Below are 13,193 nucleotides of genomic sequence, written 5' to 3'. Positions count from 1 at the left end.
AAAAATCTAGAAATATAAGGGGATAGAGCAAGAACCAAGCCAAAATAATTATTTTATATAAATCAGTTTGTTATGTTTTTATGATTGGTGTTATTTGAATGGATCAAACAGGTTATGTTGTGAAACCGACAGTATTGGATGGATAAGTGTTGAAATTTCAACACCTTGTTTAGCTGGGTTTTTATAATATTTAGATAAAACAACAATATAGATGAATTCAATATTGAATAAAAAACGGCATAGTTTCTGCTCATGAGTTGTATCACTCACGATAGCGTGTAAAACCTTTAAATTATTGAGAAGTATTATGTCTGTTGAATTTTTATGGAGAATCCCTGTGCATGGGGATGGTCGTCGAGCACATCAGTTACATACACGAGGTGAATGGAACCAGTTGGGCCCAGCAGTACAATCCCCTCAACGTGTGGCACCTCAACATCAAGATGAATTGTTTGCCTACTATGATTATGTACAACAGGTAGCAAAAGCCGCAGATATCGTGGGTTTTCACGGCGCATTGATTCCTGCTTTTCCACATACTGAAGAACCGTGGGTGCTGGCATCGGCATTGGCAAGAGAAACCAAAAGACTCCGATTATTGATTGCGATTCAACCTTGGTTTATCCATCCTGCATACGCAAGCCAAATGGCAGCAAGTTTGCAGCGTCTCAGTCAGGGACGGGTTGAATGGAACGTGATTTCAGGTGGCGGTGGGGCACAGCAACGTGCCTATGGTGATTTTATTGAACATGATCAGCGCTATGCGCGAACCAATGAATTTTTAGAGTTTGTAAAAGGGTATTCGCATCAGGCACCTTTTGACTATGATGGAAAGTTTTTCCACGTTGAACAAGGTGGTTTGAAATACCCAATGAATCAATATGACGTTCCTCGTTTGTGGTTAGCGGGAGCAAGTCCAGCGGCACTGCAAGTTGCAGGTCGGCATGCCGATATCCACTTAACCTGGGGGGAACCTGTTGAACAGCAGAAAAAAGTGATTGAACAGGCGCGATCCTTCCTTGCACATAATACCCCAGACCATAAGGTAAAGTTTGGTATGCGTATTGATATTTTGGCACGCCCTACACAGGAACAAGCGTTTCAAGAGCTTAAACAGATGTATGAAACCATCGCTATTGATGGCAATGCATTTGAACGTAAAGATACTGAGTCAGTTGGTGCAAAACGTCAGCAGGCCTTAGCACAAGGCAATCGTTTTGAAGACTTATTTGTCAGTCCAAATGTTTGGGCTGGTATGTCAAATGTAAGGGGTGGTCCAAACTGTATTTTAGTGGGGAGCTATGAACAAGTGGCACAGCGCTTACAAGAATATATCGACATTGGTGTTGGGCATTTTATTCTCGCCAGTAACCCACATTTGGAAGAAGCATATCGGGTTGCTGAAGAAGTCTTACCCTTGGTTGGATATAAATTAAAATAATAAGTTTAGATCCCTTTGAGATATCAGAGGGATCTTGTTGTTTCAACAGCATAGAACTGTCTTAAAACCAACAGCTTTGCTGACAAATCGAAGAGTGTTTTTAATTAAATTTATAAAAATTAGTAGCTTATATTGTTGGCATGACTTGTGCAATTTTCAATACAGTATTTTATTTTTTAGTTTAAATTGCCATGAGTGAACGAATATTTAATCCCCATCAGCGGGCGTTGCTATTTGGGCAATATGCATCTGCTTCAACTGCAACTGGCATATCAGACCCATTTACACGACATCATTTGGATGTGAGTCAATCACCTCCAGCAAAATTGAATAAATTGTGGATCGCGATCATTGCGGTTGCTGCAGCACATTTGGGTATTTGGTATATCGCAAAACAATTACCGACACCAGCTTTGGACATTGCAAAGCCAGAACCCGTGGTGATTGAAATTGTCAAACCAGTGGAACCACCTAAAGTCATTGAACCTAAAATTCCACCAGTGACGCAAAAACCCAAAATTCCGCCTGTGGTCGAAAAATCAAAACCGATTGCGAAACCTATCGAACAGCCGAAACCTGTTCAAAAAACTGTGGAGCAAGCCAAACCGATTGTAAAACCCATTGCGCAAGACACAGTTCAAAAAACTGAGGAACCTGTTGTAAGCAAAAAACTGAGCGCTGAACCTGCTCCAAAAACAGCAGAACCAGTGAAGCCTACTGATGACAATTTACCTGTGACAGAAGCCAAGGGTTATGCAGGTTATCTAAGCAACCCCGCAGCAGAGTACCCAGAACAGGCCTTAGAACGTGGTTGGGAAGGCTCGGTAATTTTAAGGGTCAAAGTATTGCCAAACGGTAGCCCAGATAGCGTAACGGTTAAACAAAGTAGCGGCAAAAAACTTTTAGACAGCGCGGCTGTAAGAACAGTAAAGCAATGGAAATTTTCACCGGCCTTAAAAGGTAAAACACCTGTCGAAGGTTGGGTTGATGTTCCAATTCATTATCAATTACCGAAATAACCTATTTTAAATTAAGAGGATATCTACATGACAGACATAAATTCATTGATCCATGACGGCACAATCTGGTTATTGGTTGCTTTCTCCATCGTCACATGGGTGTTGATCGTGGTTAAAGTGGTACAGACACAGAAAGCCAGCAAGCAAAGTAAGGTCTTTGTCGAAGCCTTTTGGAAAGCCAAAAATTTGCCTGAGGCAGTGACTCAATCACAACAAGGTGAAGGCCCTACAGCCCGTGTTGCAAATGCCGGTTTTCAAACCTTGATTGAGGCAGATGAAAAGACTCATCAAGATTTGCAAAACAGTTGGAGTCGTCAGGATCTATTAGAGCGTCATTTACGCAAGCAAATTTTAACTGAACGTCGTCAATTGGAAAAAGGTTCTGCATTATTGGCTTCGATTGGCAATAACGCACCGTTCATTGGACTATTTGGAACAGTGTTTGGGATTATTCATGCTTTACAGGCCATTGCACATTCAGGTAATGCAAGTATGGATGTGGTTGCAGGGCCAATTGGTGAGGCCTTGATTGCTACAGGTATTGGTATTGCTGTGGCGGTACCCGCTGTGTTGGCTTATAACTATTTCATACGTAAAGTTAAAACCATCGGTGCAGACCTCGATGATTTTGCTACTGATTTTGTCAGTTTAAATCAAAAAGCGGGCTTTCGGTTACCTGTCACTAAGCCAAAAAATACCACTGGAAATACTGTAGTCAATCATGATGCATCTAGTAAAGAAGTCAAAGAAAAAGGAGTGTTTGCATAATGGCCGTTTCAACCTCCCAAGAAGATGATGTGGTGAGTGAAATTAACATTACGCCATTGGTTGATGTGATGCTGGTTTTACTCATCGTGTTTATCGTTACAGCGCCCCTATTAACCAATACCGTGAAAGTAAATTTACCCAAGGCTGCACCGACGCAGTCAACGGATCAGAATAAAGCGGTTGTCATTAGTGTTAATCCGCAAGGAGAAATCTTCCTTGACAAGGATAAAGTAACTTTGGCAAGTTTTGAAAAAGAGATCCAGTCACGTAAAAACAGTAACCCTAAATTGGCTTTGAATTTAAATGCCGATGAGACCATTCCTTATGGAACAGTTGCAAAATTACTTGCCAGTATTGAGCGAGTAGGGGTAGAAAAATTATCTGTGATTACTGTACCCAAGTAGTCTTTGGATGCTGAATGAAATAGCTGCTACGGCAGCTTTTTTAGTGCCTAAAAATATGATAGTTAAAATAAAAACAGCGTTCAAATTTTATTGCTTTGTATAAGCATGATTTATATACACTGAATGTGTACAAAATGAATGTGTTATTTACGATTTTGATCAGCAACATTAAGGTCGTTGTGTTGGGCAGTAATAGTCGGGATGCATCATCAGAGCCCCATACTGGATTGACTTTTCGTCCTTGAAAAGTCAGAGGATCGCTGACTACAGCAGATGCTTGCTGGTGTTAAGGCTCTGCAAATTTTATTTTAGGCTTGATTGGTCCATAATTTCTCAAAACGCCACGTTGGGAAAATAGTGTGTTCTGCCGCTAATCCTCCGATCTGTTTCGATGCAGCATCTATGCTATGGCTAAAACCCCAAATCAGCATTCCACCGCGTTCATGTTGAATTTTTTGTGCCTGAGCCAAATACACTTTACGCTTGGCTAAATCGGGTTCAGCCAGTGCTTTATAAAACAGCTCACTATATTCTGGGTCTTTAAAGTTGACACGATTGGTTGTTGAAATTGGCGCATCATTCACTACAGCAGTGGATAAATACGGTGTACCCACGTTGGTTGCATTACTGGAGAATTGCCATTTACTCCGATCAGGTCCATTAAAGGTAGCTAAATCAACTTGTTTGACTCGAATACTGACATTGGCTTTCTTTGCTTGTTCTGCAAATATCAGGGCAGGTTGGGCGTTGCCAACGGGGGTAATCAGTTCAACGCTTAAGCCATTTTTAAAGCCCGCTTGAGCCAATAAATTCTTGGCTTCCGTAATGTTTTGTTGACGTTGTGGCAAATTTAGAAATGCTGGATCCTGTGGCGAATATAAATCATTGGCGATGCGTCCCTGACCGTTTAAACCCTGTTGTATCAGCTCTTGACGATCGGCGATTAAACGAAATGCTTGGCGGACTTTGGGATCATTAAATGGTGCCTGTTGAGTATTAAAGTCAAAACTATTGTGGGTATTGGTTTGAGAACGAACCGTTTGAATATGTTTTGCTTGCTCTAAAATTTTAATGTATTCAGGTGAAATCGCATTTGCAAGATCAATTTGTCCTGCCAATAATGCATTTAGTCGAGAAACTTGATCTTTAAAGTCAATGACTTCAAAACGATCTGCATAAGGCCGATCTGCTTTAAAATAATTTTCAAACCGAGTAAAGACAGAACGTTGACCGGGGATAAATTCTTTGACTTTATAAGGACCTGCACCCACAGGGTTATGAATGGGATCAAAATCAGTGGGGACAATACCGCCAAAATTGACCCAAGTTTCAGGCAGCGCCACAAAGCCAGCAATTGAACTAATAAAAGGGATGCGTACTGTATATTGATCTAATTTTTGGATACGATCACGATCAATCCATTGCACAAGATTCCGAAAAGGTGAGGCAAGCTTTGGATCTGTTAAGCGTTGCAATGAAAAAATGACATCATCTGCGCTGACGGTTTTACCATGATGAAATTCTAAACCTTTACGCAGTCGTATGGTCCATTCGCTGGCATTATGATTAGGTTCTGCAAATTCAGCCAAAGCAAGACGAGGAAGCATGTTTTCGTCCCATTCCCAGAGCTTATTATAAATCGCAAATCCACGGGTAATCCCACTTCCTGATGCTGAAAGGTGAGGGTCAAGGCTACCTGATTGTTGTCCACCAATCAGCCCTAATCGAATTGTTCCACCATGCTTAGGGGTACTGGAAAGTGAACTTTGGGAGTCAGCGCTAGGTTGTGGAGATTGTCCACAAGCAGATAAACCACTGATTAAAGAAACGCCACCGAGCGCAGTAAGACTCTGGGTTAAAAATTTTCGACGTGAGAGTAACAAGGTTTCATGTGTCATTAAAAATACTCAGTTAGAACATATCCAAAGGAGATTGCACAATGAATGCCAATTCTTTTTTATATTTTTCTGATATTTATCAATTAATTATAAGCATTGTGTTTTTTGTCACTGTTGCTTTTTCAGCATTTCTGTTGAAAAAATAAACATGCATAAAAGTTGTATATCAATGAAGGTTATTTAAAAGTAATAAAAATCAATGTTTTATATTTGAGTTTTGCCTATTTAAAGATTGGCATAGGCTTTGCGTAACGCAGTGTAAATTTATTTTACTGAGTGTGATATGAAACAGAACTTTCAATTAAAGCCACTGGTGATTGCGCTAGGGCTATTTGGGGCAATCTTTCCATGCGCTATTTTTGCTGAAGAAACCTCAGAGCAAGCCAAGGATTCTAATGGTGATGTAATTACCTTAGCCGATGTTGTGGTGACAGGAGCACATAAAAAAGCCACCATTCTCCCCAAGCGTAAAGTCACTTCGATTTATGGGACGGATAGTTCTGTATTAGATACCCCACGTGTCGTTTCACAAATATCAGAACAACAGTTTCGTGAAGATGTTATTCGTAGTGCAGATGATTTGGTTAAGTATGCTCCAAGTATCACCAGAGGAGGTGGGCAAAATGCCAATTTCGCGCCACAGATACGTGGGCAAAATTCCGAAGTTTTTCAAGATAGCCAACGAATATACAGTACCCGACATCCGACCAATTTAAATGCCTATGAAGCTGCTGATATTGTTGCAGGACCAACGGGGGTAATTTTTGCACCGACCTCAGGTTCAGGGGGATATATTAATTATCTCACCAAAAAACCGAATTTTAATAAAGCACAAACCACGATTTCGGGATCAGTGGGTTCAATTTATGCAGGGCAAGGTGCTGAGCCTAATTTCTCAGTCAGTATTGATCATACTGCACCTATTTCTAAAGAATTGGCATTTCGTGTCAGTGCAACAGCACAACGAACAGATGACTATTATGACAATGTAAAAAATAATTTTAATGCATTTTATGGTGCTTTGGCTTGGCGTCCAGATGACAGTCTACGGGTTGACTGGAATATCAGTTATGACGATTATTCAGATTTTAATGTGACGCATGGTTGGAACAGAGCGACACAACAATCCGTTGATCAAGGGCTATACTATAAAGGCAGAGCGACCCCGATTATTCAAAACGGTTCAAACTTTTGGTCTCCAGTCTTTGAGTCAGGTGCAGCTCACTCTAAAGTGATTGGTTGGCAAACTCGGCAGAAGAATGATAAAAATCAATATATTGCTGTAGGTCCAGTACAGACTTCTCCTTTGCCAAGTTCCACTGCTGATCAAGCGGGTACAATTCGAGGTTGGGTTTATGATCCATCAATCGCAGGCAATGGCTTAGTCAAATTAGATGATGATGTTTCTGGTCGGAGCGAAGATAAAAACAGTGCAAAGCGCTTTAGTACACAATTTAAACTGGTCAAAGATATCAATGAAAATTGGTCTGTGGCCAATAGTACGCTATATCAAAAGAGTCGTGATTTGGGTGATTCTGTTGGGAGTTTCTTTACCGATTTGGACCATGAATTATTGGATAACCGCTTAGAGTTTTTAGGCGATCATGACTTTGAGCTATTGGGTGTCAAAATCAACAATAAAAGCAGTACAGGTGGCGCTTATCGGCATGAGAAATTTACCTCTCTCGCAGCAAACAATAGTTTTAATATCAATCCTTATGATTTAACCAATGATCCATCACAGAAAAACCCGGGGGATTTATTGGGGTTGGTCAATCATGGCGGTTCGACTGGAAGCTGGATTGGGCAGGCTGGTGTTCCACAGTATTCGCAGTATTTTGGCTATTTAAATCTACCTCGAATGTACCCTGTGGGTCATGGCTTATATGCTGAAAAAGGCGGTTTTCCTCCCAATGGAGGTGGTGCAGTTTATACAGGAACAGGCTTTTGGGACACTTACAGCGTATTTACACAGCAAAATTTTACCTTTAATGATGTTTTTGGGATTAATCTGGGAATTAACCACAGTTCTATAAAAGCAAAATTAGAGAATCCACTGGTTTTAGTCCCTACAGATGTCCGCTCAGATTCCAATAAATATAGTTTGCTCAGCTATCAAGCCAGTACCTTTATTAAACCTACTGAAAAAAGTACCCTATATTTTACTTATGATAAAAGTACAGCTTTGAATACGGGTGTATTTGGTCCATTTTTAATTTGGGGCGCTGGAAATCAGCTAAATCCTTTGGCTTTTGACAGCCAAAGTGAATTAAAAGAAGTGGGAGTGAAATACGAGCCGATCACTGATCAACTTCTGTTAACGCTCAGTGGTTTTGAACAGAAGCGCGATTTATCACCTGATACCAATGGCAATATGGCGCGTTTTGAAATCAAAGGCCTTGAATCATCATTGCGTTGGCAGCTACAAAAAAATATCGCGATCGGGGCAAACTTAACCTATCTCAATGCTGAATATTCTTCCATTATTCCAGCTGGTTTTTCACCTTTTGGTTTCCATGCAGACAATGCGACGGTATGGGGCGATAGCAATGCTTTAAACCAACGCAAAGCAGGACGTTATGATGCAGCAGGCATTCCTAAATATTCTGCAAGTGCTTATGTGGACTATCAACACCAGTCAGGTTTTGGGCTAAACCTATCGGGTTGGTGGACAAGTAACTGGTATACCAATCTAAGTCAGACCGTAAAGGTACCCAATAATTATAATTTAGATTTGGGACTTTATTATCGTCAACCGCAGTGGACAGTGGGCTTAAATATTCTTAATTTGACCAATGAACGTAATTTCGTAAATGGTTTAGCTGGTGCAAATAGCGAGTTTTTACAGCCAATGCGTCCATTGACGGTACAAGGACAATTTAGCTATAAATTCTAAATTAAACAGATTTTTATTTTTTGATTGCATTAGCCATACTTTTGTATGGCTTTTTATAAATTTATTCTTAGTAGATATCATTAAAAATAAAAAACAGCAAAATGTTGAAATAACAACAATACAACAATTAAAAATGTCTATCTATCAGCAAAAATAAATAATTTTTTTATGATTTTTTATATAACACTTTGAAAATATTTAAATAAATGAAATGGCACAAAAGTTGCCAATAACAAGAATAGATTTATTTAAATGGAGTCAGCATGTTTAAGGTTACAAAAATTAGGCAGAGTATTTTAACTGCTATGTGGGGCGTAACGGCGAGTGTTTCAACACTGGCTATTGCAAATGAAGAGATCGAGACTACACCAGCACAACAAGCACAGGTTGAAAAAGCCAAAGATGTCAAAAAATTAAGTGATGTGATCGTCACTGCACAATATCGGGCGCAAAATATTCAAAAAGTTCCAACTGCAATTACTGCTGTTTCGGGTAAGGACTTGGCTGCGAAAGGCTCTACTTTTATTGGGGATGTTTTAACCTATACACCAAATGCTGCAGCTGAAAACCCAGATGGGGATAGTCGTCCACGTTGGTATATTCGTGGTCTAGGTACGGGAGATGTGGCTGCATCGACAGTATTTCCTGTTGGCGTGTATGCAGATGGGGTTTATTTAAATGCGCCAGTTGCAGGTGCAGGTGACTTGTTTGATTTAGAGCGTATAGAAGTTTTACGTGGTCCACAAGGTACGCTCTATGGGAAAAACACCACTGCGGGTGCAGTCAATTATATTTCTAAAAAGCCTAATTTTTCAGATAAACCCAATGGATATGCAACCATTGGTTTAGGGGATCATAACCTACGAACATTTGAAGGCGCAGCAAACGGTAAAATTTCAGAAAATGTTGCGGTTCGTGGGGCTTTTTACTCTGAAGATCGTGACGGATATGCAAAGAATATTGCCAATGGTGAAGATTATGGCAACGTGGATAAAAAATCTTTTCGCTTCCAAGTGCTAGGCAAAATCAATGATGAATGGGATGCCTTGGTCAATCTACACAGCCAAACTTATAATGGTTTAGGCAGTAATGGTTCCTTAAGCGTGGGTAAATACTGGGGTATTTATGAAAGACCTAAAGGACGAGACACCAATTTAGATTTAGATGAAAACAATAAGATTCAGCATGATGGCGCGTCATTAACCTTAACTGGAGATTTGGGGGGCGGATATAGCTTTACTTCGATTACTGCTTTTGATAAGACCACACAAAAGTCGATTTCAGATGGTGATTACACCCCTTATGATGTCGCACGAAGCTATAGTGATAATGAATGGCGTCAATATAGCCAAGAGTTCCGCATCGCTTCTGATGCTGAAAAACGCTTAAGCTGGATTGCAGGATTTCATTATTTCAATGAGGATTTAGATTCCACTGGAGTTAGTGCACGTGTCAATAAAACATTGCCAAATGGCGCTGCTTCTCAAACTACGTCTACGCCAGCATTTAGAGATATAACCTATAACCAAGCCACTCAAAGCTTTGCACTTTTTGGTAACAGTACCTATAAATTTACAGATAAATTTAAAGTGACAGGTGGTTTACGTTGGACCAGTGAAGAAAAAGATATTGATCTCAATCTGACTCAGATCACAACGGGAGACTATACAAAAGGCAGTTGGTGGAAAAAAGATGGCTATAGCAATGCTGTTTATAACCCAACCCCAAATGCAAATGGGTCAACAAGTCGCAATAAAACTTGGAATGAGTTGACCTATGACATCACCCCAGAATATGAAATTAATCCTAATTTAAATACTTACTTTAGATTCGCACGCGGTTTCCGTTCAGGTGGATTTAACACCGGTTTATCCAGCAGCTTAACCCAACTTGCCGACGTGAATCCTGAATACTTAAATAGTTATGAACTTGGTTTAAAGTCTACGTTATTGGACGGAGATTTAATCGCAAATGCCAATATTTTTTATTATGACTATAAAGATATTCAAACCAATTTACTGGTTGCAACAGAGGGACAAGGTGGCGGTGTGACCTCGGTTCTCGCCAATGGACCAAAAGCTGAAGTTAAAGGTGCTGAATTAGAATTAGATTATTCAGTGACTGAAAATCTACGTTTACGTTTTGCTGGTGCTTATCTTGACAGCGAATATACCGATTTCGTCGATAAAAACCCGGTAACCAATGTAGTTAATGCAGATAATACAGGCAACAGTCTAGTCCGTTCGCCAAAATACACCGTCGGTCTGGGTGGAGAATATACCTTTAATCTCAATGATGGTGCTCGTGTTGTTGTAGGTACAGATGCCAGCTACCGTGACCGTGAGTTTTTCCTCGTAAACCGTCAAGACTATTCGTTAGATCCAATCTTAAGCCAAAAAGCATATACCTTATGGAATGCCAATGTTGGCTACCATAGCGCAAATAACAAATACCAAGTCAATGCTTACGTTAAAAATCTATTGAATGAAGAATATCAAGTACATGGCCGTCCAAATGGTCCCGCTGGACAATATGTTTTAACTTATGGAAACCCACGTCAAGTTGGTGTTTCTTTGACTGCTAAATTCTAAGTTATACGGAGAACATCATGGGAATTGAATTTTTTACCCGTCTACCACTGCATGGTGAAGCAGAGTACTTAGCAGGTGATCCACGCAATCGTGGTGATTGGTCACGTGTCGCAGGTGTAGAAAATACTGGTGCAACATCGAATTACCAAGTTGGTGATGACTTTACCTATATCGACTATCTTAGCCAAGTGGCTCGTGCGGCTGAAATCAATGGTTTTGCAGGTGCGCTGATGGTGAATGCACCTACAGGTGAAGAACCGTGGACAGTGTGTTCCTTATTGGCAAGAGAAACCAAGCGTTTAAACTTTGTGACTGCATTCCAGCCTTATCATTTTAGTCCTTATAATGCAGTACAAAGTGCAGCAACGTATCAGCGTGCCACAGGGAATCGGTTGGTTTGGAATATTATCAACGGCGGCTCTGAGGTTATTCAGCGCCAAGTTGGGGATGTTACTCCGCACGATGACCGTTATATCCGTGCGACTGAATTTTTAGATGTGGTGAAAGGGTATTGGTATAATGAATCATTCCATTACCAGGGCAAATATTATTCTGCTGAAGGTGGTGGTTTAAAATATCCTCTGAATAAAGCTGAACTACCGATCATTTGTACGGCAGGATCGTCTGAGGCTGCCCGTGAGTTTGGTGCGAAGCATGCTGATTATTATTTAATGCGTGCTGAAAAACCTAGTGAAATTGCTGAATTGATTGCAGATGTGCGCAAACGTGCTGCGAGATATGGGCGGGATAATATTAAATTCGGCTTATCCATTGATACGATTGCACGCCGTAGTGAACAAGAAGCGTTGGCAGAGGCACAATGTTATTTGGATGAAGCTGCTGAAAAACAACGCTTACATGCGTCTGCTGCACATGCAGGTTTGAGATCGGCACGTGTATTGAGTTTTGAAAAAGAATATAGTGAAAAAGCAGGCAGTAAAAACGTCGATGATTTCTTTATTCATCCCAATGTTTGGTCAGGCTTTGGCTATATTGGTATTCCACCAGGTGTTGCTTTAGTGGGAAGTTATTCGCAGATTATCGAGCGGATTCAAGAATATAACAGTATTGGGATTGATCTGTTTTTCTTGGCGGGCTATCCACATTTAGAAGAAGCTTATCGCCTTGGCGAACATGTTTTACCTTATTTCAAAAAACAGCGTCAGGCATTACAGCGTATTTCTGAAGAGGCAAAATATCGTATCGCCTAACTTCCATTGCAACAGGTTAAAGCCAAGATTTTTAAACCAGTCTTGGCTTTTTTATATCAATAAAAAATACAAAGCGTGGCAGTGTAAACTTGATTTTCATACTCTTCTTTCTATGCAATGATCAAAGTTTGATGCTTGATAAAGCTTAACCACATTTAAAAATCATTCCGAAGCTTAATTTCGTAAGAGCTATACTGATTATAAGTAAATAAGTGAATAATAATGCTTACTTGCATTTTTTACACAGTTTCGTATATTTGATAGTTGTGCTTCATTTTATCAACAACAATAACCTGACAAACAAACATGACCATTGAGCAGGAAAAATGAAAGTAATTAATATCCATAAAAGAGAAATTCAGCAATCAAAGGCTGAAATTGCTAAGTTATTCAGGACTTTGTCAACAGATAATGATTTGATGTTAGCAACAGACAAATGGCCACCCATGAAGTTGGACAATGGATTAAGTGTGGGTTCAAAAGGTGGGCATGGACCAATCAGATATTCTGTGGCAGATTATCAGCCCGAAAAATCAATCACTTTTCAGTTTGACTTAACAGGTTTTAATGGTTTTCACAGATTTAGCATTAATGAATTAGAACCCAACAAAACAGAAATTTCACATATTATTGATATGAAAACAACAGGTTTAGCGACTTTAAAATGGGCTTTAGCAATTCGTTGGTTGCACGATGCCTATATTGAAGACGCATTTGATAAAGTTGAGAATCATTTTACAGCTGACAAGAAAAATAGTGAGTGGAGTTTATGGGTAAAATTATTGCGAAAAATATTGAAACCTAAAAAGAAATAAAAACCAACACCCAACTTCATATTGTCTAAGCCCATTGCAACAGGTTAAAGCCAAGATTTTTAAACCAGTCTTGGCTTTTTATATCCATTTTTATCTTAATAAAAAATAGTGTGGATTGTAATTGAAGCTTTGAACAGAAAACCTGTAATG

General features: G+C 39.8%; 9 protein-coding genes. 8 read left to right on the top strand and 1 reads right to left on the bottom strand.

The window, feature by feature from the left end; translation table 11 throughout:
• The first annotated feature begins 307 nt into the window (after nucleotides 1-307).
• The 4 genes from F981_RS01310 to F981_RS01295 all read left to right on the top strand — a co-directional run bounded on the left by F981_RS01310 (nucleotide 308) and on the right by F981_RS01295 (nucleotide 3,632).
• Nucleotides 308-1,441, top strand: a complete 1,134-nt coding sequence (locus tag F981_RS01310) for an LLM class flavin-dependent oxidoreductase (RefSeq protein WP_004717486.1) — start codon at nucleotides 308-310, stop codon at nucleotides 1,439-1,441.
• A gap of 191 nt (nucleotides 1,442-1,632) precedes the next feature.
• The gene (locus F981_RS01305) at nucleotides 1,633-2,460 is read left to right on the top strand and encodes an energy transducer TonB (RefSeq protein ID WP_004717485.1); all 828 of its coding nucleotides are present in this window, start codon (nucleotides 1,633-1,635) and stop codon (nucleotides 2,458-2,460) included.
• Nucleotides 2,461-2,487: 27 nt separating this feature from the next.
• Complete coding sequence (locus F981_RS01300) at nucleotides 2,488-3,228, top strand: MotA/TolQ/ExbB proton channel family protein (RefSeq protein ID WP_004717482.1); 741 nt, start codon at nucleotides 2,488-2,490, stop codon at nucleotides 3,226-3,228.
• Entirely contained in the window at nucleotides 3,228-3,632 is a 405-nt protein-coding gene (locus F981_RS01295) for an ExbD/TolR family protein (protein ID WP_004717481.1), read from the top strand. Before F981_RS01300 ends, F981_RS01295 begins: the two co-directional genes overlap by 1 nt.
• A 308-nt stretch (nucleotides 3,633-3,940) precedes the next feature.
• On the opposite strand, the gene F981_RS01290 is transcribed toward F981_RS01295, so the two are convergent.
• Nucleotides 3,941-5,530: an ABC transporter substrate-binding protein gene (locus tag F981_RS01290; RefSeq protein ID WP_004717479.1), complete on the bottom strand. Its 1,590-nt coding sequence runs from the start codon at nucleotides 5,528-5,530 to the stop codon at nucleotides 3,941-3,943.
• Between the two features lie 283 nt (nucleotides 5,531-5,813).
• Here F981_RS01290 and F981_RS01285 point away from each other — a divergent pair, with 283 nt between their 5' ends.
• The 4 genes from F981_RS01285 to F981_RS01270 all read left to right on the top strand — a co-directional run bounded on the left by F981_RS01285 (nucleotide 5,814) and on the right by F981_RS01270 (nucleotide 13,043).
• Complete coding sequence (locus F981_RS01285; RefSeq protein WP_004717475.1) at nucleotides 5,814-8,426, top strand: TonB-dependent receptor; 2,613 nt, start codon at nucleotides 5,814-5,816, stop codon at nucleotides 8,424-8,426.
• 263 nt (nucleotides 8,427-8,689) lie between these two features.
• Nucleotides 8,690-11,017 carry a TonB-dependent receptor gene (locus F981_RS01280; protein ID WP_004717473.1) on the top strand — a complete coding sequence of 776 codons (2,328 nt, stop codon included), beginning with the start codon at nucleotides 8,690-8,692 and terminating at the stop codon, nucleotides 11,015-11,017.
• Between the two features lie 17 nt (nucleotides 11,018-11,034).
• On the top strand, nucleotides 11,035-12,228 hold the full coding sequence (locus tag F981_RS01275) for an LLM class flavin-dependent oxidoreductase (protein ID WP_004717472.1): 1,194 nt from the start codon (nucleotides 11,035-11,037) through the stop codon (nucleotides 12,226-12,228).
• Nucleotides 12,229-12,554: 326 nt separating this feature from the next.
• Nucleotides 12,555-13,043, top strand: coding sequence for a hypothetical protein (locus F981_RS01270; protein ID WP_004717470.1), 489 nt, complete (start codon nucleotides 12,555-12,557; stop codon nucleotides 13,041-13,043).
• The last annotated feature ends 150 nt before the right edge of the window (nucleotides 13,044-13,193 follow it).

The sequence above is a fragment of the Acinetobacter guillouiae CIP 63.46 genome (genome assembly GCF_000368145.1).
Classification (GTDB): domain Bacteria; phylum Pseudomonadota; class Gammaproteobacteria; order Pseudomonadales; family Moraxellaceae; genus Acinetobacter; species Acinetobacter guillouiae.
The sequence above is the reverse complement of the archived record's forward strand: the minus strand, read 5'-3'. Positions and strand labels throughout refer to the sequence as shown.